The organism is Micromonospora eburnea (assembly GCF_900090225.1).
Taxonomy (GTDB): domain Bacteria; phylum Actinomycetota; class Actinomycetes; order Mycobacteriales; family Micromonosporaceae; genus Micromonospora; species Micromonospora eburnea.
On record NZ_FMHY01000002.1, the window covers coordinates 1,005,126 to 1,029,656 of the forward strand.

A 24,531-nucleotide genomic window follows, 5' to 3' on the forward strand; every position below is an offset into this window, starting at 1 on the left:
GTTAGGAACTCGGCGTCGAAGTCGGCGGCGTCGTAGAGGAAGCCGCCCGTCCGCGCAAGAGACAGATGCTCGTTACGGTGGGCCGGCCCTTGATGGGTCGTTTTCTGCGCCGCAAATGCACTCGTCTGCGCTAATTGGTGGTGGCTCCGTTGTGGTGTCGGATTGGGAGTGAACATGGAATTGCCGCCGGAAGTAATCGCGCTGTGTGTCAGCGCTGGAACGCTTGTCGCGAACAGTATGGCCAGCGACTTATATCACCTAGCCCGAGCCGGGTTGCAGCGTCTTGGCCGAGTGGGCCCGGCGCATATGCGGCAGATAGAACGCCTGGACCGTGATCGCGCGGAAGTGATTGCGGCTCCAGAGAATCAACAGCAAGCGGTGATTCTCGACGTTTCAAATGACTGGAAAACCAGATTGAGGGATCTTCTGGAGGAGTACCCGGAGCTGGTGCCTGAGCTGGAAGCACTCGTGAAGCAGCTGGAGGCAGCTGGTGGGAGTAGTGACTCGAAAAACCTGACCGTGATCAACCAGAGGGCCGGCAAAGGTGGCCAGAATATTTACTCCGGACGTGATACGAACGTTGGCCGAAAGAGATAGCCCATGGTTGCAGTATCTAGCCCGCCCCCTTCCCAAGATAACCGCGGCCTCAATCCGCTCCTGCCGGCCCGGAGGATGCTAGTCGCTCAACACGCTGTCGGCGGCGATAACATCTACTCCGAAGGCGACACCAATTACACGAGGATCGACGCTAGCAAGCTGAGGGCTCGACGCGTTAGTGATGTGGCCGTGGCAGAAGCGGTTGCCAGCTCTATTGTGGAGCCGGAAGATTTCGAGGAATGGAAGCAGACCCTGTGGAGGCGAGGCCTATTGGTGCTCCGAGGCCCTGACGGAATCGGCAAATCTACTCTCGCCGTGCGGTTGCTGAGCTATTGCCAGAAGAAGTTGGATGAGGAGGGCAAGCCTGCCGGCGGATCGTGGCTCTTACGAACGGGCTGGGAAGAGATCGCAGCTCGCGAGATTCCAAGTGCCCCTGGAGCCTCGTATCTCTTGGATGTCAGTCAGAGTGACGATATCCCGAAGGCGGAGTTCGGCGAAGATCTTATCCGTGATTCGGACTTCAATCGATACGACGGCGTCTTCCTGGTAGTTATCACCACACCAGAGGTGTGGCAGGAATGCCACGGAGTTACAGCTATTGTTACTCGCGATGTGCCGGTACCTGATCCATACGCCGTTACGATGGAGAGGCTTCAGACGATCACCGACGATAATCGGTACGAGAGCTGGCTCGCTGACTTAAGCTTCCAGGCCCTAGTTACGCGCCTGAAGCAGCCCTCCGAAGCAGTGGCCCTGGCAAAGTCTATTTCCAGTGCTCTCCAGCGAGAAGACGCAGAGGAAGCCAAGCAATCAGTACTCGACGAATTCCAGAGCTGGCGGAGCTATCTCACGACCTGGTTCAAAAAGCATGATTCGGTGCCGGAACGTGCTGCTCTTGTGGCGGCTGCAGTCCTTGATCCCGCGCCGCCGGCTCGGATGCTAGATGCAAGAAATGAGCTGCTTAGGGAGATTGGTGAACCAGAGGAGAGCGTGGGACCTCTGTCTGGGCCCGGCCGTAGCGGCTACCTTGTCCTGCTTGAGGCTGGTAGCGTGGACAAAGGATTTTCTATATCCGCTACGCGACATGGCTTAGATGAGGCAGTCATCATCTTTGTCTGGAACGAATTTCCGCAAATGCATAGAGTTCTGCAAAACTGGCTTATTGGATTGGCCGAAGGTGCGCCTTCGCACGTAGTTGAGCGAGTTGCCCACATTACGGTGAAAACCGCGATTCGTGCAAGGAGTAACATTTTCCTTGAGTTGGTAAAGAAGATCGTGCTTGAACGCCAATCCTCCTATGCTCTGGCGATAAAGATAATAGACGGGATTGTTCTAGATTCGGGCGTCGGGGCTTTCGTGCGTCACCGCCTTCTGCAATGGGCAAGAGGGGCTAATGAGTTCCTGGCGTCCTTTGCGGTAGACGCCTGTAGTCATACTCTCCTCCAGGAGAGGCCCCGCATCGCTCTTAAGCGCATCTTCGAAGGACTCAATCGGGAATCGCCTGATTCCGGATTCCGAAATGCACAAAAGGTGCTGCTGGAGGTTTCGAAAGACGGATCCGCTGCATTGATTGTCTGCGATGTTGTTGCCGAATGGCTTAGCCAAGATGGTGGTAATGCCGGAGTTAAAGCCTTCCTGGTGATCAACTACAACGTGCCCGCTGTTCTGTTGGCGAATCTGGCTGACGCGTCCAATGCCTCGACTGAGGAGTTCTTTAGAAAGGGCTGGAGTGCAGCTATCGGGTCTGATGTTGACCGTTCAGAACTGATTGGTGCAATGCGCTCCTTGATCGATGTGTGCAACAAATGCATGATCCCTCCGTCGGTGGTGATGAGGATCGTTGGCCCCGTGCTGGCCGAGTCAATAAATAGCGACGTCGCAATGGCGGCACTAAGGGCCAAAGATGATGGGGTAGCGGATCCTATCCGCGATCACCTTATGCGAGAGCTGATTTACGGCGATCTGGCCAGCGCGTTTGGTATTGGAGTGGAGGAGGTGGTGGCGGATGCCTGACCGAGTACCCCTAACTCGAAAATGGTGGTCGCTGGCGCCCGCGCCGGAGGATCGCAGGGGATGGGTGAGGTTGAGGCTTCAGGCAAGCTTGCCTAGCTCCGTGCATGGAGCTCCATTCAAGTCGAAAATCTATGGATGGTGGCGGTTAACAACCGTGGACTCTAGTGTCGGGATGGCTGAGGTTGATGCGGTTCGAGATAGTGTTTGGCGTGAGGCGTATAAAGTGACCCGAGAGTGGGAAGTTGTGCAGGGCAGGCTGGCGCAGGCTGCTATGAATGCACGTCTCGGCTCGGTCCATCAAGTCGCAGGCCTTCCAATCGAATGGGTTGGGGCTGGGCGACTGAAAGGCTCCATGGCGAGCCGAGAACTAACCAGAAGTGTAAATCGTATCCGGCGTGATGAACTCGCAAAGCGCCTCGTTCTTGCAGACGAGGTGGCGTTCCTTCGTCAAATGGCTAGAACTCCCGGTGATATTGCCCTCTGGTGGGCCGCCGTCCACCCAGAAAAGCTTTCATCTTTGTTGGATGGCTCAATAGCAAAAGTGATCGAGCTTCAACCAGGCGAGGGTCACCTCGGTCTAGATGAATCGAACGATCCCTCCGCGAAGGTTATTAGGGCCTTCCTTGAATCTGTATCGGACCCGAGCGCTCGCCCGGTTATTGCTAGGTATCTGGAGGTCGTCAACAAGTGGGTTGCTCGCGAGGCGCATCGAGGGGGCGGCCTTGCCACACCTCCTGAGAAGTAGGCGTTGGGGGATCGCGCAGCCCATTACGGCCGGCTCCTCGACTCCGCGACGACGGCAAGAGTTCCCAGCCTGAGCCTGTCGAAGCCGAGCAGCGATCAGTCGTCCAGCGGGGTTGGGATACCAGAAGCGCGCTGCGCATGGGCATGGAGCCCGTCCGTGACCAACAGCCAGTCCATCTCTTTAGCCAAGGGCGCCACCGTGACGCCAGCGTCCTGGAGTAGCTGCAGGTGCCGGTCGTAGCTTGGGTGCATGGCAAGCTGCCGCTTGACGTTCGGGAACGCGTAGATCGGGAGTTCGGCGCCGAGAGCCTCATTGAGGATGCCGAGCGCGGGGGTGTCGTTGATTCCCTGAGCCCACTTGTTGATCACGTTGAAAGTGGCAGGCACTACCGCAACAGCGCACGCCGGAGGATGAGGCTCCGGCTCACCCGGCTTTCGCCAGTCGACCCGAACCGGATACCCCGTCTGCCGCGCCAGCGCCTCCCGGTCGATCCAGGTCGCAGCGGTCGGCGTAGCGGTGAGGCAGACGGTCCAGCCGTCTTCCTGCAAGAGCTCAATCAGTTCGCCGATTCGCAGCACTGGAGGCGCGGCGCAGACGACCAGAGCCAGCACGCCTCGCCGAGTCATGCCAGCAGCCCGGCCCGCTCTGCCAATGGCCGCAGCCCCGGTGTCGCCGCACGTCGCTCCTTTGCCAGTAGGTCCAGCAGAATCGCGCGTGCCTGCACGTTGGCGTGGACAGCCTCGGCGGCTACCCGTTCGGCTTCGAGCAGGTGCAGCACCGAGACGGATCTATCCCCGCCGGACATCATCGCCGCTGCCGCCAGGTCGACATGCACCTGCGCCCTCCGGCCAACCAGCACCGCCGGCAACCGAGAGGTGTCAAGGCGGGTTCCGATTTCCAGGGCTTGTTCGGCGTTGCCCGCCCGAACGGCGGCGGAGACCGCGTGAATGACAACGTTCGTCGGACCGAAGCCTGTCCACAACCGATTACGGTCAGCGCCCAGCATCGCCGCCAGCCCTTCTGCCTGCGCCAGGAACTGGGCCGCCTCCTTGAGATTGCCCTGTCCGGCCGTCATTACTGCGGCAAGGAGCAGCAGAGCGCCGTGAGCGGAAAGCTGGTCTGGGTCGCCCGTGGGCCTCGAAGAAGACATGCGCTCGATGCTGTTTCGCGCGACCCGCTCGGCTTCGGTAGCTCTACTGGGCAGCCGCATGAGCCCGCAGACCGCTTGGTACGCCGCGACGGCCGCCAACGCCTGGTCGTCACCGAGCCGAGCGGCGGTGGCAGCCCGGTCGGCGGTCAGCAGGGCGGTGTCGCCATCGCCGATCTTGGCGGCGAGTTTCGACGCCGCGATGTAGGCGGCGGCGAGCAGCCGAAACGCGTTGCTGCGATGCAGCCCGGTCGACTGGCTGGATAGGTACGTTGCCTGGCTAAGCACGTCTGGCAGCAGCCGAGCAGCGGACGTGTAGCTCGCCCGCTGGTAGAGGTTGTGCACCCGGCCCACGGATCGCCGTACCTCGACAAGCGGCTGAGCTGGCCCAGCCGGGGCCGCCAGGTAGCTGGTGAGGAACGCCCAAAGGCCGCTCAGCAAGTCCAGCCGAGCAGCAGCCGAAGCGGGATTCCGAGCGTCGTCTTCCATGGCCTGCCCTCGATGTGCTGCCACTGACACGTCGACGAGCATGTCGTCGAGCTGTTCGAGCGTAACCCCCAGCGCGGAGGCGATCCGGGTGCGGTGCCACGGCTGCGGATCAGTCTCGGCGTTCTCCCAGCGGACCACGGTCGACCGCTCCACGCAGAGGATGTCGGCCAGGCGCTCTTGGCTGTACCCGAGGGCCTTGCGCCGTTGACAGAGCCGGTGTCGTTTCAGGGCCACGCCCGATCTCCCTCCGTTCTGTCGTCACTGTAGTAACAATGCGTTGATCGGGCGGGGGCGCAGACGCCTCATTTCTGCGTCAAACAGGCTCCGTCGACGCTGTAGTTCCTGGTCAGCTCCAGGCCGAGGCTGGGCACATGGCCCGGGGCGGGTGCTGGGCTCCGGCGGCACCGTCCTCCCCCGAAAGCGGATGCTGCTGTCCCCGCCCGCCCCGGTGCCGCCGCACCTGTTAAGAGGGGCCCCTTCCTATACCGGATCCGTTAACAGGGTGCCCCTCCTTACATCTCGGAGGCGCCCACCGATGTCCGCCGTACTCGACGACTTTCCCGTGCTCATGCCGGTTACCGACGAGGACCTGGCCCTCGCCGCGCGGGCGGTCCGCGTACACACGCCAGAAAGTTGGCCGCAGGGCCCGTTGTGTCGCAGCGAACGGGTTCCTTACCCGTGCAGGCTGGCCCGCTGGGGTCAGGCCACTCTCGAAGCCGCCGGCTTCAGTGAGGTGCAGGCCGGGGCGATGGTGGACGCGGCGCGATGACCGGGCCGGAGGCACGCGAGGTGGCCGCCCACTGGCTGAGTCTGGTGGCGGCGGATGTGGAGTTGTCGGCGTACCTGATCGGGGTGGACTGGGATCGGTTGAAGGCGCACCTGGCACGCTCGCTGACCACAGGGACCGGCGGTGAGCCGGAGATTCCGTGCCTGGGCTGGTCGGAGGCGCAGCACCGGCGGGCGGTCGACTACCTGATGGGAACCCTTAGATCGCGCAGGGAGTCCGGCTTTTGGGAGGCGGTGGAGGACCGCTGCCCGGGTCTGCTGCCGGAGCGGGAGGCACCGCTGCTGCACGCCGCGCTGCACCAGCTCGCGAGCAGAACCGACGATCGCCCGAACAGGTTGGCGCTGCTGGCGGTGCTCGGCCGCGCGTACCGTCGCTTCGGCCTGCGCCCGGACCACGCCGCCGTCATCGACGATGTCCTGCAAACCGCGGTGCCCTGGCGGAAGGTCGAGCGGGCCGCCGCGCTGATGGGCGACGGTCCGGCCTGGTGGCCGGCCGAGGTGGTCGGCCACGACCGGGCCTGCGACCAGGTGGCCATCGTGACGGTACGGCCGTGGCGGCGGCTGCCCTATCGGCCGGGTCAGGCGGTGCCGGTGTGCACGCCACGCCATCCTGGCCGGTGGCGGTGGCTGTGCCCGGCGAACGCGCCCCGGCCGGACGGCACCGTCGAGTTGCACGTCCGCGCGGTCCCCGCCGGCACCGTCTCCACCAGCCTGGTCCACGAGGTACGCCCCGGCGAGCTGCTGCACCTCGGCCCACCGATGGACACCGGCCTCAAACTCGGCGAACACAGCGACCTGCTGCTGGTCGCCGGCGGGACCGGGCTGGCCCCGCTGCGCGCTCTAATCGAGCAGGTCGCCAAGGCTCCGGACGGCCGACGGGTGACCCTGGTTGTCGGAGCCCGCGCGGTGGAGAGCCTGTACGACGCGGTCACCCTCGACAAGCTGCGCCACGACTGGCTGACGATCGTGCCGGCGTTCTCCCACGATGCGCTGGCCGAGCCGGGGGAGCGGGGCGACGCGCTCACCGTCGCCCTCCACCATCTGCGTCCCGACCAGGCGGTGTACGTGTGCGGGCCGCCGGCGATGCTGGCCGGGTCGAGGCTGCGGCTGCACGTCGCCGGGGTGCCCGCCGAGCGTATCCACCTGCCGGAACGGATCCCGTGGCGGTGACCGTCTACCGCAGCCGCAACACCCTGCACGGCCCGCTCACCCCGGCGCGGATCGCCGCCCTGTCGCTGCCGACAACATGGCGCGGCTACCGGACCGACGACGTCGACGCCCTGCTGCACCGGCTCGTCTACGAGTTGGGCGAGCGGTCCCGCCAGCTCGCCGAGGTACGCGCCGAGAACCGGCGGATCAAGAACGCCCTGCGGAGGTGGCAGTCGGCCGAGGCAGCACGAAGACTCGGTTACTAACCATGGATTCGCCGTTGGCCTGGGCCGCGTCCTCGACGGCATCGCCCCACTCGTCGGCCGGCGTACGTGCAGGTCAGCGGGCAACCGCAGCGGGATCGTCCCCGCCATGGCCCCCCGTGACGTGCGCCGGCGCTGGAACGCCTGCTGCGGATCGGGCGGTGCGCGGACGTGCGTCAAGGGCGAGAACCGCCAGCGCGGCCAGCGTCAGCAGCCCGCCGACCAGCGCGAGCGGCTGCGGTCCCGGGCCGGGCAGCAGGGCGCTGCCGAGCAACGAGCCGCCGCCGATGCCGACGTTGAAGGCGGTGCTGACACCGGCCGACGCGAGGTCGGTGCTGCCGGGGGCGAGCTGGAGCATCCGGCTCTGCACGGCGGCGCCGAACGCCGCGTAGGCGATGCCGATGCCGGCGAGCAGGACTGCCGTGGCGGGCTGGAGGGAGCCGAGCGCGTACAGGCCGAGCAGGCTGGCCGTGCCGACACCCAGCGGCGCCAGCAGCGAGGTGACCGGATGGGCGTCCAGGGTACGGGCGACGGCGATCGTGCCGGCGATGCCGGCCACGCCGGAGACGAACAGCAGCGGCGCCAGCGCGGCGGCGGTGAACCCGCTGACGTCGAGCAGGAACGGCGTGACGTAGGTCTGCAGGGTCTGGAAGCCGGCGATGCCGAGGGCGGTGGCGACCAGGAGAATGACGAAGCGCCGTGCGTGCGGTGTGGTGCCCCGGGCGGCACCCCCGGCGTCCGGTGGGTAGGACGGGATCAGCACGACCACCGCGACGGCGATCGCCAGGCCGACCCCGGCCAGCACCGCGAACGGTGTCCGCCAGCCGGCCTGCTGACCGAGCCAGGTGCCCAGCGGGACGCCGAGCACCGGGGCGAGCGCCGCCCCGATCGCGAACAGCGCCACCACCCGGCCGCGCACGGCCGCCGGGAAGGGGCCGGTCACGGTCGCCGAGGCGACGGACCAGAACAGGGCCTGGGCCAGCGCGGTGACCAGGCGGGTGCCGGCCAGCACGGCGAACGTCGGCGCGAGCGCCGCCGCGACGTTCGCCACCGCGAAGAGGATCATGGTGGCGCCGAGCAGTTGGCGGCGCGGGATCCGGTGGGTCAACCGGGTCAGCGGCACCGACGCCAGCACGACCACGACGGCGTACCCGCTGACCAGCAGGCCCACCTGCGAGCGCGACCGGTCGAGGTCGGGTGCGATGACGGTGAGCAGGCCGACCGGCAGCAGCTCGGTCGTGATGAACGCGAACGCCGCGAGGGCGAGTACGACGAGCGCGGCCTTGGCCCTGCCCGGCGAAACCTCCGGTGCCACCGCCCCACCCTCCGGCCGCCGTCGAATCGCCGTACGGAGCGCTGGCGGCCACGGTGATCCTAGATCTTCGACCGGCGGTGGCCATCCTGCTGTGACAGAACCCGCACACCTAGGTCAGGCGGTCGTCCAGGGCCGGAGTTTCTCCGGGTTGCGGACCGCCCAGATGTGTGTGATCCGGCCGTTCAGGACGTGGAACGCCATCACCGCCACCGTGACGCCGTCCTGCTGGGCGACCAGACCGGGCCGGCCGTTGACCGTGCGTTCCACCATCGTCAGCTCGGGTGCCCGGCCGGCGAGGTCGATGGTGTAGCGGGCGACCTGCTCGCGGCCTTCGACGGGGTGGGTCAGGGCGCTCACGAGGCCGCCCCCGTCGGCGACCGCCGTGACATTCGGATCGAGCAGGCCGACGAGGGCGTTGATGTCCTGGGCTTCCCAAGCCCTTTTGAAGTCCCTGATGATGCCGGCCTGCGGGGCTGCCGGGGCCGCGAGGGCCTGTGACGCGCGGATCCGGCGGCGGGCTGACGAGGCCAGTTGGCGGCAGGCCGCCGGGGTGCGGCCGACGACCTCGGCCACCTCGGCGAAGGAGTAGCGGAAGACGTCGTGCAGGACGAACGCGACGCGCTCGGCCGGGGTCATCGATTCGAGTACGACGAGGAAGGCCATGCTGATCGACTCGTCGAGCGTGACCCGCTCGGCCGGGTCGGTGGTCGCGTCGCCCTGCGGCCCGCTGAACCACTCCGCACCACCTGGCAGCGGCTCGGGGACCCAGTCGCCGACGTAGCGTTCCCGTCGGGCGCGTGCCGACCCGAGCAGGTCCAGGCAGACGCGGCTGGCGACCGTGGTCAGCCAGGCGCCGGGAGCTTCGATGATTTCCTGCTGCCGCGGGGTCATCGCGTACCAGCGGGCGTAGGTCTCCTGGACGGCGTCCTCGGCCTCGGCCAGGGAACCGAGGAGCCGGTACGCCAGATTGATCAGCCGGCGTCGCTCGCTCATGATCGCGCTCAGGCCCGGATCGGCGTGGCCGTCTACTGGCCCGGACTGGATGGTCATGGTGTCGCCGGCTCCCCTCGGTCGCGGCTGCCCTCACCGGATACGACGAGACACCGTGGCGAAGTGTGAGGTTGACGCGCCACCTGACATTCTCGGCGACCGCATCGTCGGACCAGTGAGGCGGGCCAGCAGGCCACCGCCGAGATTCTGGGAGGGAAAACCCATGACCACGACCGCGACGACCGTGCAGGACGACCTCCGGTCGCGTCTGCCCAACCCCATGCCGCTCTTTCCCGAGATGGGAGCGATCGCCGGCGGCATGTCCAAGGCCGTCCAGAACGGTTCGGTGCCGCAGACCACCATCAGCCTGGTGCACCTGCGCGCCGGGCAGATCGTCGCCAGCACGTACCACACCGTCCGGGCGACCGGCGATCTCCGCGAGGCCGGTGAGGCGGAGGAGCGCATCACCGCCGTGGCGTCCTGGCGGGACGCCCCCTATTTCACCGACGCCGAACGGGTCGCGCTGGAGCTGGTGGAGGCCGTCCTGACCCCGAACCCGTCCGGAGAGCGGGTCGCCGACGAGTTGTACGCCAGGGCGTCCGCCCACTACGACGACAAGGCGCTGTGGACGCTCACTCTGGCGATCGGCCAGATGTGCTTCTTCATCCCGGTCGCCCTCATCGCCAGGCCGATCCCCGGCCGGGCCATCGGGCAGAACTACAGCAGGTGATGCCCTGACCGGCAGCGTCGACGCCCGGCACGCCCCGCACCCGGGACGGGCCGGGCGCGTTGGTCAGAATATGGGGATGACCGGTGAATACGAACCGAGCGCGTCGGCGTGGGTCCGCGAGCACGTCGAGCAGATCATGCGTACCGGCACCACCGAGGGGGTCACGATCGGTGGCCGGCCCATCGTGCTGATGACCTACCGGGGCGCCAAGACCGGCAAGGTCCGCAAGACCCCGGTGATGCGGGTCGAGCACGAGGGCCACTACGCGGCTGTCGCCTCCATGGGCGGCGCGCCGACCAACCCGAAGTGGTACGCCAGCCTGGTCGCCGAGCCGGTCGTCGAACTCCAGGACGGCACGGTGACCGGGGAATACCGGGCCCGTGAGGTGTCCGGGGACGAGAAGGCCCGCTGGTGGCAGCGGGCGGTCGACGCGTACCCGGACTATGCCGACTACCAGCGCAAGACCGAGCGGCAGATCCCCGTTTTCGTGCTCGAACCGGTTTCCGCGAAACCCTGAGCTGCCGGCGAGCGTCCAGAGTCGACCCTGGGGTGACCCCCAGGGTCGACTCGGTGGTCTTCCCCGATGCCCGGGCGAGCGGGTGTCGCTAGCGTCGGTCGGCAATGGACAGCCGACACACGGGGAGGACGTCCGATGTTTCCGCACCATCCGCAGGGGGCCGCCCGATGAGGGCGCGCCGCCTGGCCGCCGCGACCACCGCACTCGGCCTGGTCGTGGCCGGCCTCACCGCCACCACCGGCCCCGCCGCCGCCAGCTCCGGCGGCTACTCGGCCCTCATCCAGCGCGCCTCGTACGGCGTACCGCACATCACCGCGCAGGACTTCGCCAGCCTCGGCTACGGCGTCGGGTACGTCCAGGCCGAGGACAACATCTGCCTGATCGCCGAGACGATCGTCACCGTCCGCGCCCAACGGTCCCGGTTCTTCGGTACGACCGGCGAGGCCGCGGCCAACGTCACCAGCGACCTGTTCCAGCAGAAGGTGATCGACGACCGGATCGTCGAGCGGCTGCTCACCGGCCCCCGCGACGGCGTGCACTCGCCCTCCGACGAGGTACGCGACCAGATCCGTGGCTTCGCCGCCGGCTACAACGCCTACCTGCGCCGCACCGGGGCGGCGAACCTGACCGACCCGGCGTGCGCCGGCAGGCCCTGGGTGCGACCGATCACCGAGCTGGACCTGTGGCGGGCCCACTGGACGAGCATGGTCCGGGCCGGCTCCGCCGCGCTCGCCGACGGCATCGTCGCCGCCGCCCCGCCCGCCGGCAGCGCCCCGAGTCGCCCCGGCGAGATCACCGGCCAGCTCCCGGCACCCGAGGCGGCCGCCCTGGTCGCCGCCCGCGACGGCGCACCGGCCGGGGTGGGCAGCAACGCGTACGGGCTCGGGGGCGACGCCACCGCCAGCGGGGCGGGCATGGTGCTGGCCAACCCACACTTCCCGTGGGACGGCCCGGACCGGTTCTACCGCATGCACCTGAAGGTCCCCGGCCGCTACGACGTCGAGGGCGCGGCCCTGGTCGGCGACCCGCTCATCGAGATCGGCCACAACGGCCGGGTGGCCTGGAGCCACACCGTCTCCACCGCCCGCCGCTTCGCCTGGCACCGGCTGACCCTGGCCCCCGGTGACCCGACCTCCTACCTCTACGACGGCAAGCCCCGGAAGATGACCGCCCGCACGGTCACCGTCCAGACCCCGAACGGGCCGGCCAGCCGTACCCTCTACGACACCCACTTCGGCCCCGTCGTCGTGGTCCCCGGCGTCTTCGACTGGACCGCCGACACCGCGTACGCGATCAGCGACCCCAACGCGGCCAACAACCGCGCGCTCGACGGCTGGCTGGCCATGGGCCGGGCGCGGTCGGTGGCCGACCTGCGGACGGTGCTGGACCGGCGGCAGTTCCTGCCCTGGGTCAACGTCATCGCCGCCGACAGCGACGGCAAGGCCCTCTACGCCGACCACTCCGTCGTGCCCCGGGTCACCGATGGCCTTGCCGCCACCTGCATCCCCGCCGCCTGGCGCGACCTGTACGCCGGCAGTGGCCAGGCCGTCCTCGACGGCTCCCGCTCCGCCTGCGAGCCGGGCCGGGATCCGGATGCTGCGGTGCCGGGCATCCTCGGCCCGGCGCACCTGCCCACCCTGGTCCGCGATGACTACGTGACCAACTCCAACGACAGCTACTGGCTGGCCAACCCGGCCCAGCCCCTGGAAGGCTTCCCCCGGATCATCGGCGACGAGCGCACCGAGCGGAGCCTGCGTACCCGGCTCGGCGTCCACCAGGTGCGGCAGCGCCTCGCCGGCACCGACAGGCTCCCGGGCACCCGGTTCACCCCGGCCAACCTGTGGGCGGTCACCCTCGGCAACCGCGCCTACGGCGGCGAACTGGTCCGCGACGACCTGGTCAGAACGTGTACGGCCCACCCGGTCGCCACCGCCTCCGACGGCACCCGGGTCGACCTGACCGCCGCCTGCGCCGCCCTGCGCGGCTGGGACCTGCGGGTCGACCTGGACAGCCGGGGCGCGCACCTGTTCACCGAGTTCGCCCTCGCCGGCGGGATGCGCTTCGCCGACCCGTTCGACCCGGCCGCCCCGCTCACCACGCCGAGCCGGCTCGCCGTCAACGACCCCCGGATCCGGACCGCGCTGGCCGACGCCGTTCGCGCGCTCGACGGGATCCCGCTCGACGCCCGTCTCGGCGACATCCAGACCGAACCGCGCGGCACCGAACGCATCCCGATCCACGGCGGGCGCCCCGCGGCCGGCGTGTTCAACATGACCATCAGCCCGCTGGCACCCGGCGTCGGCTACCCGAAGGTGGTGCACGGCACGTCGTTCCTGATGGCCGTCGAGCTGGGCCGGAGCGGGCCGTCCGGCCGGCAGATCCTCACCTACTCGCAGTCGGCCAACCCGAACTCGCCCTGGTACGCCGACCAGACCCGGCTGTACTCGGGTAAGGGCTGGGACACCATCAAGTTCACCGAGAAGCAGCTCAAGGCCGACCCGAACCTGGTGACCTACCGGGTGGGGGAGCGCCCCTGATCGACAGAACGTGGCCCGTGCCGGCCTGCGGATTGCCGCAGGCCGGCACGCCACTGTTGCTGAACCGGATTTCGTGGCTACGGATGCTGGCCGGCCCGGTCCACGACCGCGAGCCGCAGCACCGCGCTGGCAGACCGGACAGTCCCCTTGGGCTGGTTGTCGAATCGGCTCACGACAACGCTTCGCTCGCCGAGGAACCGGTAGGTCTTCGCGTCGAAGATCAGCTCCTGTCGGATGCCGTCGTCCTCGCGGGCCACCGCGACACCGGATCGGCCAGCGGCGTCGACCACGTGCGGTACGACCGCCACGCCGGGAATACCCGCGGCTGCCTGGAACGCCGCCGCCAGAACTCGCGGTGGCAGGTACGACTCCCTGATCAGGTCCCCGACGGTGATGAACGCCTGCTGGTGGCGCGGGTTCGCGCCGTGAGAGTTGCGATACAGGTACTCGCGCATGCCGGCCACATCTTCGGGCAGGCCGGCGGGAGCAGCCGGCGCCGCCTGAGGCGCGGGCAAGGGCAGGTCTTCCCACGCTCCGTCCGAGCCTCGAGGACGGAGCCGGACCAGCCCGTCTTGCGTGCCGTCCGCCGACAACCACACCTGCCGCTCATGAGACTCCTGATGCTGCCCGGTCGGCCAGAGTCTGCCCCGCAGGCCGCCGGTGTACTCCTGCACCGCCCCCGAGTCGACCGATTCGACGTAGACGAACTGGTCGGGTCGGGGGGCCAGGTCAGGGCCGTCCAGCGCGGTCTCCGCCGCTGCGAGGAGCAGGCGGGGTGCGTCAGCGGAGGCGTCGACGGGCTCGACCGGCCCGCCCCGGCCGTAGACCACCAGCGTGGCCGCGAGCACGGCTGCCGCGAATGCCGCCACGGGCACCAGGCCGCGCTGTCCCAGCCGCCGGGACCGCCCTACCGTGGCCGCTCCCGACCCGGCCGACGTCAGCACGCGATGCCGCAGGCCGCTGGGGGAGTGAGGCACAGGAGCGAGGGCCTCACCAAGATCCTTGATCATTGTCATCTCGTCCACCGTCAGCTACCTCTCGTCCCGAACGTTCTTGCCGGTGCCCTCAGCCAGTCGCCGGCGTACCTTCTGCCGGGCTCGGCTCAGCCGCGACCGGACGGTGCCGATCGGCAGGCCGAGCACCTCGGCGGCCTCCTCGTAGCTCAGCTCGCTCCAGGCGATGAGCAGCAACAGTTCGCGTTCGCGGGCCGACAGGGCCAGCAGGGCGGCGGCAACTCCGGCTCGACTCGCCCAGGCCACAACCTCGTCGACCACCCGCTCCGCCGGCCCGTCCACCACCTCGCGCGGAGCGTTCACCACCGCCCTCAGATAGGCGCGTTCCTTTCGGCGGTGCCGGGCGATCTCCTTGACGAGGATGCCGAAGAGCCACGGCCGAGCCAGCGGTCTTCCGCCGTCATAGCGGGCGCGATGGCGGAAGGCTGCCAGGAACGTCTCGGCCACCACGTCCTGCGCCGCATCGGGTCCGAGCCGACGTTGGGCGTACTGGAAGAGCTGCTCGGCATAGCGGTCGTAGAGGACCGCGAAGAGTTCGGGGTTCTCCCCGGAGGCACGCAGGACCGAGGCGTCATCGAGCGCTCCGTCGGAGACCACGGGCGTCAGGTTGCCGGCCATGTCAGGCCTGTTCGCATCATGAATAGCCTTTCCCTCGGGCGGGTATTCCACCTCCTCTCTCCACCGAGCGCTGATCCGGTTCCCGATTCACGCGAAGTAGCCCGCGAATGATCGCGGGCTACTGGTGTGGGCCTGGCCGCCGGGACCGGTCCGGCGGCCAGGGCCGCGATCGTCAGCCGTTCTCGACGGCGGTGAGCCGCACCGTGGCCGTGTTGTCGGACGGGTCGGCGTCGGTCAGTTCCTGCAGCGGGAAGTACATCGCGCCGACCTGGAACGTGGCGGCACCGAGGTCACCCGCCGGCATCTCCGCCGGGGCGACGACGAGCAGGTCGAAGTCGCGCTCCTCGCCCGGCACGAACCGCTGACCCGGGACGTACAGCCGGGTCTCCGTGGTCGCCGGGCCGCTGTCCGGCTCGGTGGCCCACACCCGCACCCCGTTGGGCAGGCTGACGCCCTCGACCCAGAGCTTGTCGTGCGCCGCGTCACCCGCGTAGCGGGCCGTCATCGGCACCCGGCCGAACCAGTGGCCGTCCGCCACCCGGGTCAGGGTGGCGTCGCCCGCCGTGAGCGACGCCCTGATCTTGCTGTCCTGCACGTACGGCCGCGCCGGGCTCAGCCGCCCGTCCGCCGAGCGGAACAGCGTCCCGAAGTCGTCCCGACCCGCCGGCTCGCTCTGGTAGAAGACGGTCGCCGTGACCGTGCCGCTGCCGGCGCGCATCGCGTATGCCCGAACCGTCGTCAGCACCTCGAACGACAGGACGGCCTGCCGGCTCTCGCCCGGCTGGAGGTAGAGCGACGGCGAGCAGTCCCAGGTGCGCCGGCCGTCGCGCAGGTCGTCGAGGCTCAGGCATGGCGCGTCCGGGCCGGCGGTGCGGAACGAGCCGGCGACCGGCTCCAGGATCTCCAGGTCGAAGCTGTCCGCGGTGCTGCCGAGGTTGGTCACGGTCATCTGCCGGACGCCGGGCGGGAACCGATCCTTCCTCCCCACGCGTATGGTGGCGGCACCGCCGCCGGTCGGAGCGGCGGCCGATTCAGGAAGGTGATCAATGGTCGCTGGGCTCGCGGTGCCGCCCGCGATCGAGGCGGAGCGGGTCATCACCGCCGTGCTGACCGACCTGCGTTCCGGCGCGCACCGGGGCGTCGTGGTCGACTCCCCGCCCGGCGCGGGCAAGTCCACCCTGGTGGTGCGGGCCGCCGTCGAACTGGCCGCCGCCGGCGAGCCGCTGATCATCGTGGCGCAGACCAACGAGCAGGTCGACGACCTCATCGACCGCCTCGCCCGCAAGGCCCCCGAGCTGCGTATCGGGCGGCTCTCCGCCACCGACTACCGGCCGTCCGAGCGGGTCGAGGGCCACGAGACGGTCCGGGTCGCCGCGAAGGTCGCCGACCTGGCCGCATCGGCCGTCGTCATCGGTACGGCCGCCAAATGGGCCACCGTCGCCGAGGGCGTCTGGCCGTGGGCGATCGTGGACGAGGCGTACCAGATGCGCTCGGACGCCCTGCTGCGCGTGGCCGGCCGGTTCGAGCGGGCGCTGTTCGTCGGCGACCCCGGGCAGCTCGACCCGTTCTCCACCGTCGAGACCGCGCGCTGGACCGGCCTGACCTGGGATCCCATGCAGTCGGCGGTGGTCACGCTGCTGCGGCACAACCCGGAGCTGCCGGTGCACCGGCTGCCGGTGTCCTGGCGGCTGCCGGCCACCGCGGCACCGGTGGTGGCGGAGGCGTTCTATCCGTTCACCGGCTTCCGGGCCGGCACCCGCCTCGCCGACCGGGCGCTGTCGTTCACCGAACCCGGGCCCGGCGACGGGTACGACGCGACCGTGGAGGTGGCCGCCGCCACCGGCTGGGGGCTGTACGAGCTGCCGGCCGGGCACACGCCGCGTACCGATGGCGAGGCCGCGGCGGCCTGCGCGGGTCTCGCCCTGCGGATGCTGCGGCGCGGCGCGGTCGCGGTCTCCGAGCAGGCACCCGGCGGCGCGCCCGTCACGGCCGACCGGATCGCCGTCGGCGCCGCCCACCGCGACCAGGCGGCGGCGATCCGGGCCCGGCTCGGCGAGGCCGGCGCGGGCATCACCGTCGACACCGCCAACCGGCTCCAGGGCCGGGAGTACGACGTGACGATCGTGCTGCACCCGCTGTCCGGCCGGCGCGACGCGACCGCGTTCCACCTGGAGTCGGGGCGGTTGTGCGTGCTCGCCTCCCGGCACCGGCACGCGTGCGTCGTGGTGGCGCGGGCCGGGATCACCGAGCTGCTCGACGCGCACCCGTCGACCGAGCGGGTGCACCTGGACGTGCCGGTCAAGTTCCCGGACGGCTGGGCGGCCAACCAGGCGATGCTCACCCACCTCGCCGCACACCGCTGACCAGCGGTCTCGACAGTGGAAGGTCTGTGATGCTCGACGACATGCGCGTGCTGCGTGACGCGGTGGCGGGCTACCGGGCGGCGGCGACGGCCGCCGGAGTCCCCTGGCCCGAGGGCGGCGACCGGCACGACGGGCTGCCGGCAGATGTGCTCTGCCGGGCCTTCGACGTCGACCGCATCCCCGAACAAGTGCTCTGGCTCCACTCCGAGGGCCTGCCGTACGAACGGGTCCTGCCCGACGGCGCGTACCCGCTGGAGTGGAAGGACGCCGGCGAACTGCTCGAATACCTGTCGTTCTCGGTCGCGATCCCGTTCCACTGGCGGCACCAACTGCCGCTGTTCTTCGTCGACCACCTCGTCTTCACGTTCGTGCTCGCCGAGAACCACGAGGGGGAAATCTGGCGCTACCAGATCGACGCCGACGACCGGAATCCGCTACGCGCCGCCCCCAGCCTGGCCGCGCTGTTCACCGAGTGGACCGACGGCTTCCCGGCGGGGGTCTACTCCCGTTCGCCGTACGACGGCTGCCTCCAGATCGGTGACGGCGGCCGCGACCCGGTCGACCTGCTCCTGGACCGGGGACTCAACCCCTTCGCCTACCCCGTGTACGTCTCGTTGGCCTCGCACGAGGATCTGATCCGCGCCCGGCAACAGGAGTGCGGTGTCGACACCGACCGTGCCGACGAGTTCGAGAGCCTCGAAGAACTGCGCGACGCCGTCGACGCGGCCCGCGCCTCGCTGCGGAGGCTGAGCTGACCGATGCCCGTCGACCCGGACCAGGCCAGGGCGCTGACGTTCGCGCCGATCACCGTCACCGTGGAGCGCGGCCGGCTGCGGTTCTTCGCCAAGGCCGTCGGCGAGACCAATCCGGTGTACGTCGACCTGGACGCCGCCCGGCAGGCGGGCCACCGCGACCTGCCCGTACCACCCACGTTCTTCTTCAGCCTCGAAATGGAGGGGCCGGACTCGTGGGCGTACCTCGCCGAGCTGGGCGTCGACCTGCGCCGGGTCCTGCACGGCGAGCAGTCGTTCACCTACCACTCGATGGTGTACGCCGGCGACACCGTCGCGCTGCGCACCCGGATCGTCGACGTGTACGCCAAGAAGGGCGGCGCGCTGGAGTTCCTGGTCCGCCGGACCGACATCACGCGCGGCGGTGACCTGGTGGCCGAGGCGACCTCTGTCATCGTCGTACGCAACCCGGAGGCAGCCCGATGACCACAGCAGGCATCCAGGTCGGCACCGAGCTGCCGCCGCTGCGGCTCCCGCCGGTGTCCCGGGCCACGCTGGCGCTCTTCGCCGGCGCCTCCGGCGACCACAACCCGATCCACATCGACCTCGACGTGGCCCGCTCCGCCGGGCTCGACGACGTGTTCGCCCACGGCATGCTCTCCATGGCGTACCTGGGTCGGCTGCTGACCAACTGGGTGCCGCAGGACCGGATCCGTTCGTACCGGGTGCGCTTCACCGCTATCACCCCGGTGCACGGCACGCCGACCTGCACCGGCCGGGTCGTCGCCGTCGCGGACGGGCTGGCCACCGTCGAACTCGCCGTCACCCTCGCCGACGGCACCACGACGCTGACCGGCGAGGCGGTCATCGACCTGACCTGACAACCGGTGGCCGTAGCGCACGTGGAACTTGCACTGTCAGCCTATTGATCGATTAATTTACAAGTAGTCGTGGGATGTTTGAGCATGTTCGCATGCATCCGAGCGCAGATGGACACCCTGGACCTGTTCACTTACCGGGCCGTTTCCGGCGGCGCGGCGGGATCGCGCGGCTCGCGCTGGTCGTACCGCTGACGCTGGCCCTGCTCGTCTCGCCGGCGACCGTCGCCCGGGCCGCCCCGCCCCCCGGCGGCATGTCAGCGGCACAGCTCACCGCGGCCTTCGCCGGATACGGCGACACCAGTGGCCGGTGGAACGGCGGTGACAGCACCGCCTCGGTCGAGCTTCCCGACGGCCGGGTGGCCTGGCTCTTCTCGGACACCTTCGTGGGGCCGGTCAACGCCGACGGCTCCCGCCCGCCCTTCCAGCCGATGATCCACAACTCGATGGTGGTCCAGGACGGCGACGCGCTCACCGAAACGCTCACCGGCGGTACGGCGGAGGAGCCGAGGTCGCTGGTCGGCGGGGAACACGACGGCGACCCGGCCGAGGCCGGGCACTGGGTGGCCGACGGCACGGTCGAGGGCACCACGCTACGGGTGCTCTACAACCACTACCGACGGACCGGGACACACCCGCTCGACGTGAAGCTGAGCGGCACCTCGCTCGCCTCCTTCGACCTGCCGGACCTGACCCTGCGCTCGCTGACGCCGCTGCCACTGTCGGACCGGATCGCCTGGGGCTCGGCGATCCTGGAGGACGGCGACACCACGTACGTCTACGGCACGAGCCTGCTCAACGACGCCGGCCCGGTGAAGTCCGTCTACCTGGCGAAGGTCGCGGCCGGCCAGCTCGCCGGTGCCTGGCAGTTCTGGACCGGCGCCGGCTGGTCGGAGCGGGAGTCCGACGCCGCGCGGCTGATGGGCGGGGTGACCACGGCGTTCGGCGTGCAGAAGGTCGGCGGCCAGTACGTCCTGGTCACCGTCGACGGCAACCTGGTGTTCAACTCGGAGGTCGTGGCCTACACGGCCACCTCGCCCACCGGCCCGTTCACCGGCCCGATCCACCTGTTCCGGGCGCCCGAGCCGCAGCCCGGCCGGGAGGTCATCGTCTACGACGCCCGCCTCCACCCCGGGCTGGCCCGGTCCGGGAAACTCCTGGTCTCGTACAACGTCAACAGCCTCGCCGACGGCGACAACCAGACCGACGCCCGCCTCTACCGGCCCCGGTTCACGGAAGTGGACTGGCCCCGGCCGGCCCCCGATCCGGCGACCCTGCCGCCGGTCCCGGCCGGGCTGACCGTCGCCGCCGACCAGCAGCGCAACGCCCGGCTCACCTGGACCGCCTCGCCCGGCGCCACCGGATACCGGATCTACCGGCGCGACGTCTCGTACGGCCAGAGCCACCCGGTGCGGCTGCCGAACGACCTGCCGGCGTCGCCCTTCACCGACGCCGGCCTGGCCGACGGCCACCTGTACGAGTATTCGGTCGCCTCGGTCAACGCCAACGGCGAGAGCGCCCGGTCGGCCCCGGTGGCGGTCACCGCCCGGGGCGGCCCGACCCAGGAAGGCACCTTCCAGACCGCGCCGGAGGGCAGCGCCGTCACCGGGTCGTACCTCGTGGATCTACGCGACAGCGCCGCCGCCGGTGAGTACGGCATCAAGGAGATCGCCGACCGGCTGGTCGCCCGCTACGGCGGAAGCCTGAAGTACGTCTACTCCGCCGGCCTCGGCGGCTTCTCGGTCAGCGGAATGACGGACGCCCAGGCACGGCAACTGGCTACCGACCCGGCGGTCGAGGTGGTCGAGGAGGACCGACAGGGAAGCGTGGCGGGGGCCGGCGGGGTCCAGGCTGACCCGCCCTCATGGGGTCTCGATCGCATCGACGGCAAGGTTGACCAGCGCTATGTCTACCCGTCGACGGGTGCCGGGGTGACCGCGTACGTGATCGACTCCGGCATCATGACCACCCATGCCGATTTCGGCGCACAGCGGGCGGAGTTCGGCTACAGCGTCTTCCAGAACGCCCCCCTCGGCTGCAAGGCCCACGGCACCCACGTCGCCGGAATCATCGGCGGATCGACATACGGGGTGGCCAAGGACGTTCGCCTCGTCGATGTTCAGGTTTCGTGCGACGGGCTCCTGGCGAGCGATCTCGTCAAGGGCGTGGACTGGGTGACCGAGCACGCCAAGCTGCCCGCGGTGGCGAACATGAGTGTCGTTGTGCCGGCCGTCGAGGAAGCCAACGGCGTCGTCAAGGCGGTGCAGGGCATGATCGACAAGGGTGTCACGGTTGTCGCGGCAGCCGGTAACGACAACGGCGACGCCCGGTCGAGGATGCCTGCGGCGATGCCGGAGGTGATCACTGTCGGGGCCACCAACAGCGGAGACGAACGCTGGGACGAGCAATCGAGGGGCAGCAACTACGGACCTGTCCTCGACCTCTTCGCACCAGGCGCCGACATCACGTCGGCCTGGATCGGGTACGACCACGACGAAGAGGTCGGCAGTGGCACGTCCCAGGCGGCACCGCACGTCGCCGGTGCGGCGGCGCTGGTGCTGCAGGCGCACAAGAACTACACGCCCGAGCAGGTGACCGCCGCGCTCCTGGGGCAGGCCGAAGCGGACGTGGTCCGCAATCCCGGCAACGGCTCCCCCAACCTGCTGCTGCGGGTCGCGCCGCCGCTGAACGAGGCGCCGACCGGCCTCACCGCCACCCCCGCCGACGACGGCACCATCAACCTCGCCTGGCAGCCGGTCAACGCCGACGGGGTCAGCTACCAGGTCTCCCAGCGGGATGTGACCGCCGGGCAGCCGACTGCCACGCCGTGGGACACCAACGTCTGGAGCGGCACCACGGCGGTCGCTCGGGCCCTTGTGCCCGACCACACCTACGAGTTCACCGTGGCCGCGGTGAACACCATGGCGGTCAGCCCGCAGTCGAACGTGGCCACCGCGAAGTCGACCATCGCCCCGCCGCCCGCGCCGAGCGGGCTGACCGCGACCGCCCAGGGCAACGGCACCATCAAGCTCACCTGGACCGAACCGCAACCGGACGTCTGGTACTGGGTGTACCAGCGCGACGTGACCGCCGACGAGCAGGAGTTCACCAAGCTGCCGCTGCCACTCACCGAGTGCTGCTCCCTGGAGGCCGGGTTCCTCGTCCACGGCCACCGGTACGAGTTCAAGGTCTCCGCGACCAACCGGGGCGGGGAGGGGCCGGCGTCGGAGCCGGCGAGCGCGACCGCCTACTTCGACGCGCCGGCGCCTCCGACGAATCTGCGAGCCACCCCGGGGGACGGGCGGGCCACCCTGACCTGGGATCCGTCACCTACCGACGACGTCTGGTACTGGGTCTACCAGCGAGACGTCACGGAGAACGAGGGGTGGGAGCAACTTCCGCTGCCGCTCAGCGACTGCTGCACGCTGACCGCGCAGTTCCTGGCCAACGGGCACGAGTACGAGTTCAAGGTGACCGCCACCCGGGGCTCGGAGAGCGTCGCGAGCAACGTCGTCCGGGTCAAGCCCATGCCCGCGAAACCGGGCAAGCCGACCAACCTGCGTCTGCAACCGCTAGGGACCGGGGAGATCACCCTGACCTGGGACGCCCCCGGCCCCGATCTCTACTACCGCGTCTACTGGCGGGACGTGACCGCCGGGGAGACCACCTTCCGCCGCAGCGACCTGCCGACCGACAAGACGACCGCGACCTGGGGCCTCCTCACCCACCTGCACGTGTACGAGTTCAAGGTCACCGGCGAGAACCTGTCCGGCGAGGGGCCGGCGTCCGACCCGGTGCAGGCCAAGAGCCAGGTCGCGCTGCCCAAGGCACCCACCAACCTGCGGGCCACCACCGCGGGGAGCCTGGAGATCGACCTGTCCTGGGACGCCCCCGGGCCGAACGTGCTCTACTGGGTGTACTGGCGGGACGTTACGGCGGGCGAGACCACCTTCCGCAAGTCGCAGTATCCGACCGACCAGACCGAGGCGACCTGGCAGTACCTGACCGACAAGCATGTGTACGAGTTCAAGGTCAGCGCCACCACCGCCGCGGGTGAGGGACCGGCGTCGGCGACGGCACGGGCCACCGCGGTCGGCATCGCGCCGCAGCCACCGACGAACCTGAAGGCGACACCCGGCGACGGCGTCGTCCGGCTCACCTGGACCGCCAGCACCACCGCCGGCGTCAACTACGTCGTCTACCTGCGGGACACCTCCAAGGGGCAGTCCTGGCAGAAGTTGCCGTACCCGGTCGGCTCCTGCTGCACCTTCACGGCGGAGTACCTGACCAACGGCGACACCTACGAGTTCAAGGTGGCCGCGACGAACGCGGGTGGGGAGAGCAAGCCGTCGAACGTGGTGACGGCGAAGCCCATGCCGCCGTTCCCGCAACCGCCGACGAACCTGCGGGCCACCGCGGGCAACGGCGAGGTGAAGCTCGCCTGGTCGGCGAGCCCCACCCCGCAGGTCTACTACTGGATCGAGTACCGCAAGGCGGGTGGCTCCTGGACCCGGTTGAAGTACCCGCTGAGCACCTGCTGCACGTTCACGGTGGACTACCTGAACAACGGCACCACCTACGAGTTCCGGGTCCGCGCCACCAATGTCGCGGGCGACAGCAACCCGTCGAACGTGGACAGCGCCCGCCCGATGCCGCCCTTCCCGCAGCCGCCGTCCAACCTGTCGGCGACCGCGGCGGGCGACGGAAAGGTCAAGCTGACCTGGTCGGCGAGCCCCACGTCGCAGGTCTACTACTGGATCGAGTACCGCAAGGCCGGCGGCTCCTGGATCCGCATGGAGTATCCGGTCACCACCTGCTGCTCGTTCACCGCCAAGTACCTCACCAACGGCGTCACCTACGAGTTCCGGGTCCGGGCCACCAACCTCGCCGGCACCAGCGCCGCCTCGAACGCCGACAGCGCCCGCCCGATGCCGCCCTTCCCGCAGCCGCCGTCGAACCTGCGGGCGACCCCGGGCGACAGCCAGGTCAAACTGACCTGGTCGGCCAGCTCGACCCCGAACGTGCTGTACAACGTGTACCAGCGCGACGCGAGCCTGAACGGCTGGTGGGAAAAGCTGCCGTACCCGATCAGCAAGACCTCGCTCACCGCCCAGTACCTGGCCAACGGACACCGATACGACTTCAAGATCACCGCGATCAACGTGGCCGGGGAGAGCAAGGCGTCGAACATCGTGACCGTCATGCCCCGCTGGGCGGACGGGACGACCACCCCTCCGGCGAGGGTGACCAGCAGCTGGATTCTCAACGACTATCAGGGCATCGAAGCGATCCAGCGCGACGACGTCACCGCCTCGGTGCAGGGCACCCGGTCCGGCGACTACATCCGGCTGAACGGGGACTGGAACACCAGAAACGGCAAGACGCTACTCTCCGGCATCTTCTGGTACAACATCATCGACTGCGTGGAGGGCTACAGCGTCGCGCACGACAACCTGGTCTATGAGGTCGGTCCGGAAACCCACGGCGGCATCAGTTTCCAGTACCGGATGAATCCGCAGCGGACATACAAGGTGGAGGTGCACGGCCAGGGCGACCTGACCTACAGCGGCGGCATCCACGGCAAGTTCGCGCTGCACCCACCGGGACGGATCATCCCGTTCATCGCGGAGACCGCCTGCTTCTGAGCGGT

General features: G+C 69.1%; 21 protein-coding genes. 14 read left to right on the forward strand and 7 right to left on the reverse strand.

Annotated features, from left to right (window positions below):
* Positions 1-174: 174 nt before the first annotated feature.
* The 3 genes from GA0070604_RS31625 to GA0070604_RS31635 all read left to right on the forward strand — a co-directional run bounded on the left by GA0070604_RS31625 (position 175) and on the right by GA0070604_RS31635 (position 3,355).
* Positions 175-597: a hypothetical protein gene (locus tag GA0070604_RS31625; protein ID WP_141721234.1), complete on the forward strand. Its 423-nt coding sequence runs from the start codon at positions 175-177 to the stop codon at positions 595-597.
* Between the two features lie 315 nt (positions 598-912).
* Complete coding sequence (locus GA0070604_RS31630; protein WP_141721235.1) at positions 913-2,610, forward strand: hypothetical protein; 1,698 nt, start codon at positions 913-915, stop codon at positions 2,608-2,610.
* A gap of 172 nt (positions 2,611-2,782) precedes the next feature.
* Positions 2,783-3,355 (forward strand): hypothetical protein, encoded by a 573-nt coding sequence (locus GA0070604_RS31635; RefSeq protein ID WP_141721236.1) that lies wholly within the window; start codon positions 2,783-2,785, stop codon positions 3,353-3,355.
* 95 nt (positions 3,356-3,450) lie between these two features.
* Here the strand turns inward: GA0070604_RS31635 and GA0070604_RS04970 are convergent, their stop codons facing one another.
* Together GA0070604_RS04970 and GA0070604_RS04975 are read right to left on the reverse strand one after the other, a co-directional pair.
* Positions 3,451-3,966, reverse strand: a complete 516-nt coding sequence (locus GA0070604_RS04970; RefSeq protein WP_244161751.1) for a flavoprotein — start codon at positions 3,964-3,966, stop codon at positions 3,451-3,453.
* A gap of 11 nt (positions 3,967-3,977) precedes the next feature.
* Positions 3,978-5,225, reverse strand: coding sequence for a helix-turn-helix transcriptional regulator (locus GA0070604_RS04975; protein ID WP_091114899.1), 1,248 nt, complete (start codon positions 5,223-5,225; stop codon positions 3,978-3,980).
* Positions 5,226-5,526: 301 nt separating this feature from the next.
* Here GA0070604_RS04975 and GA0070604_RS04980 point away from each other — a divergent pair, with 301 nt between their 5' ends.
* Genes GA0070604_RS04980 through GA0070604_RS04990 form a run of 3 tightly spaced genes read left to right on the forward strand, consistent with a single transcriptional unit; the run spans position 5,527 to position 7,192 of the window.
* Complete coding sequence (locus GA0070604_RS04980; protein WP_091114902.1) at positions 5,527-5,760, forward strand: hypothetical protein; 234 nt, start codon at positions 5,527-5,529, stop codon at positions 5,758-5,760.
* A complete protein-coding gene (locus GA0070604_RS04985) occupies positions 5,757-6,947 on the forward strand; it encodes an FAD-binding oxidoreductase (protein ID WP_091114905.1) in 1,191 nt (396 codons plus the stop codon). The genes GA0070604_RS04980 and GA0070604_RS04985 overlap by 4 nt, the downstream gene beginning before the upstream one ends.
* Positions 6,944-7,192 carry a DivIVA domain-containing protein gene (locus GA0070604_RS04990; RefSeq protein WP_244161752.1) on the forward strand — a complete coding sequence of 83 codons (249 nt, stop codon included), beginning with the start codon at positions 6,944-6,946 and terminating at the stop codon, positions 7,190-7,192. The genes GA0070604_RS04985 and GA0070604_RS04990 overlap by 4 nt, the downstream gene beginning before the upstream one ends.
* Before the next feature lie 73 nt (positions 7,193-7,265).
* Here the strand turns inward: GA0070604_RS04990 and GA0070604_RS04995 are convergent, their stop codons facing one another.
* Positions 7,266-8,504 carry an MFS transporter gene (locus GA0070604_RS04995; protein ID WP_091114912.1) on the reverse strand — a complete coding sequence of 413 codons (1,239 nt, stop codon included), beginning with the start codon at positions 8,502-8,504 and terminating at the stop codon, positions 7,266-7,268.
* Positions 8,505-8,618: 114 nt separating this feature from the next.
* A complete protein-coding gene (sigJ, locus tag GA0070604_RS05000) occupies positions 8,619-9,554 on the reverse strand; it encodes an RNA polymerase sigma factor SigJ (protein WP_091114916.1) in 936 nt (311 codons plus the stop codon).
* 163 nt (positions 9,555-9,717) lie between these two features.
* Here sigJ and GA0070604_RS05005 point away from each other — a divergent pair, with 163 nt between their 5' ends.
* The 3 genes from GA0070604_RS05005 to GA0070604_RS05015 all read left to right on the forward strand — a co-directional run bounded on the left by GA0070604_RS05005 (position 9,718) and on the right by GA0070604_RS05015 (position 13,278).
* Positions 9,718-10,224, forward strand: coding sequence for a carboxymuconolactone decarboxylase family protein (locus GA0070604_RS05005; RefSeq protein WP_091114920.1), 507 nt, complete (start codon positions 9,718-9,720; stop codon positions 10,222-10,224).
* Between the two features lie 76 nt (positions 10,225-10,300).
* On the forward strand, positions 10,301-10,741 hold the full coding sequence (locus GA0070604_RS05010; protein ID WP_279615667.1) for a nitroreductase family deazaflavin-dependent oxidoreductase: 441 nt from the start codon (positions 10,301-10,303) through the stop codon (positions 10,739-10,741).
* 167 nt (positions 10,742-10,908) lie between these two features.
* Positions 10,909-13,278 carry an acylase gene (locus tag GA0070604_RS05015; protein WP_091114926.1) on the forward strand — a complete coding sequence of 790 codons (2,370 nt, stop codon included), beginning with the start codon at positions 10,909-10,911 and terminating at the stop codon, positions 13,276-13,278.
* Between the two features lie 77 nt (positions 13,279-13,355).
* Here the strand turns inward: GA0070604_RS05015 and GA0070604_RS05020 are convergent, their stop codons facing one another.
* The 3 genes from GA0070604_RS05020 to GA0070604_RS05030 form a co-directional block, all read right to left on the reverse strand.
* Positions 13,356-14,294, reverse strand: a complete 939-nt coding sequence (locus GA0070604_RS05020) for a CU044_5270 family protein (RefSeq protein WP_341845353.1) — start codon at positions 14,292-14,294, stop codon at positions 13,356-13,358.
* A gap of 15 nt (positions 14,295-14,309) precedes the next feature.
* Entirely contained in the window at positions 14,310-14,888 is a 579-nt protein-coding gene (locus tag GA0070604_RS05025) for an RNA polymerase sigma factor (protein WP_208601972.1), read from the reverse strand.
* Between the two features lie 193 nt (positions 14,889-15,081).
* The gene (locus GA0070604_RS05030) at positions 15,082-15,858 is read right to left on the reverse strand and encodes a hypothetical protein (RefSeq protein WP_091114950.1); all 777 of its coding nucleotides are present in this window, start codon (positions 15,856-15,858) and stop codon (positions 15,082-15,084) included.
* Positions 15,859-15,955: 97 nt separating this feature from the next.
* Between GA0070604_RS05030 and GA0070604_RS05035 the strand changes: the two genes are divergently transcribed.
* From GA0070604_RS05035 to GA0070604_RS05055, 5 genes are all read left to right on the forward strand, one after another.
* Complete coding sequence (locus GA0070604_RS05035; RefSeq protein ID WP_091114953.1) at positions 15,956-17,272, forward strand: AAA domain-containing protein; 1,317 nt, start codon at positions 15,956-15,958, stop codon at positions 17,270-17,272.
* 41 nt (positions 17,273-17,313) lie between these two features.
* Complete coding sequence (locus GA0070604_RS05040; protein ID WP_244161753.1) at positions 17,314-18,027, forward strand: hypothetical protein; 714 nt, start codon at positions 17,314-17,316, stop codon at positions 18,025-18,027.
* Between the two features lie 3 nt (positions 18,028-18,030).
* Positions 18,031-18,489: a MaoC family dehydratase N-terminal domain-containing protein gene (locus GA0070604_RS05045; RefSeq protein WP_091114959.1), complete on the forward strand. Its 459-nt coding sequence runs from the start codon at positions 18,031-18,033 to the stop codon at positions 18,487-18,489.
* A complete protein-coding gene (locus GA0070604_RS05050; protein WP_208601973.1) occupies positions 18,486-18,884 on the forward strand; it encodes a MaoC/PaaZ C-terminal domain-containing protein in 399 nt (132 codons plus the stop codon). The genes GA0070604_RS05045 and GA0070604_RS05050 overlap by 4 nt, the downstream gene beginning before the upstream one ends.
* 92 nt (positions 18,885-18,976) lie before the next feature.
* Complete coding sequence (locus GA0070604_RS05055; protein ID WP_091114961.1) at positions 18,977-24,526, forward strand: fibronectin type III domain-containing protein; 5,550 nt, start codon at positions 18,977-18,979, stop codon at positions 24,524-24,526.
* The last annotated feature ends 5 nt before the right edge of the window (positions 24,527-24,531 follow it).

What these genes read in the sequence shown, in the direction of transcription:
- GA0070604_RS31625 (WP_141721234.1), top strand. Translation starts at nt 175, where the DNA reads ATGGAATTGCCGCCGGAAGTAATCGCGCTGTGTGTCAGCGCTGGAACG.
- GA0070604_RS31635 (WP_141721236.1), top strand. Translation starts at nt 2,783, where the DNA reads ATGGCTGAGGTTGATGCGGTTCGAGATAGTGTTTGGCGTGAGGCGTAT.
- GA0070604_RS04980 (WP_091114902.1), top strand. Translation starts at nt 5,527, where the DNA reads ATGTCCGCCGTACTCGACGACTTTCCCGTGCTCATGCCGGTTACCGAC.
- GA0070604_RS04985 (WP_091114905.1), top strand. Translation starts at nt 5,757, where the DNA reads ATGACCGGGCCGGAGGCACGCGAGGTGGCCGCCCACTGGCTGAGTCTG.
- sigJ (WP_091114916.1), bottom strand. Translation starts at nt 9,554, where the DNA reads ATGACCATCCAGTCCGGGCCAGTAGACGGCCACGCCGATCCGGGCCTG.
- GA0070604_RS05005 (WP_091114920.1), top strand. Translation starts at nt 9,718, where the DNA reads ATGACCACGACCGCGACGACCGTGCAGGACGACCTCCGGTCGCGTCTG.
- GA0070604_RS05010 (WP_279615667.1), top strand. Translation starts at nt 10,301, where the DNA reads ATGACCGGTGAATACGAACCGAGCGCGTCGGCGTGGGTCCGCGAGCAC.
- GA0070604_RS05015 (WP_091114926.1), top strand. Translation starts at nt 10,909, where the DNA reads ATGAGGGCGCGCCGCCTGGCCGCCGCGACCACCGCACTCGGCCTGGTC.
- GA0070604_RS05020 (WP_341845353.1), bottom strand. Translation starts at nt 14,294, where the DNA reads ATGACAATGATCAAGGATCTTGGTGAGGCCCTCGCTCCTGTGCCTCAC.
- GA0070604_RS05030 (WP_091114950.1), bottom strand. Translation starts at nt 15,858, where the DNA reads ATGACCGTGACCAACCTCGGCAGCACCGCGGACAGCTTCGACCTGGAG.
- GA0070604_RS05035 (WP_091114953.1), top strand. Translation starts at nt 15,956, where the DNA reads ATGGTCGCTGGGCTCGCGGTGCCGCCCGCGATCGAGGCGGAGCGGGTC.
- GA0070604_RS05040 (WP_244161753.1), top strand. Translation starts at nt 17,314, where the DNA reads ATGCGCGTGCTGCGTGACGCGGTGGCGGGCTACCGGGCGGCGGCGACG.
- GA0070604_RS05045 (WP_091114959.1), top strand. Translation starts at nt 18,031, where the DNA reads ATGCCCGTCGACCCGGACCAGGCCAGGGCGCTGACGTTCGCGCCGATC.
- GA0070604_RS05050 (WP_208601973.1), top strand. Translation starts at nt 18,486, where the DNA reads ATGACCACAGCAGGCATCCAGGTCGGCACCGAGCTGCCGCCGCTGCGG.
- GA0070604_RS05055 (WP_091114961.1), top strand. Translation starts at nt 18,977, where the DNA reads ATGCATCCGAGCGCAGATGGACACCCTGGACCTGTTCACTTACCGGGC.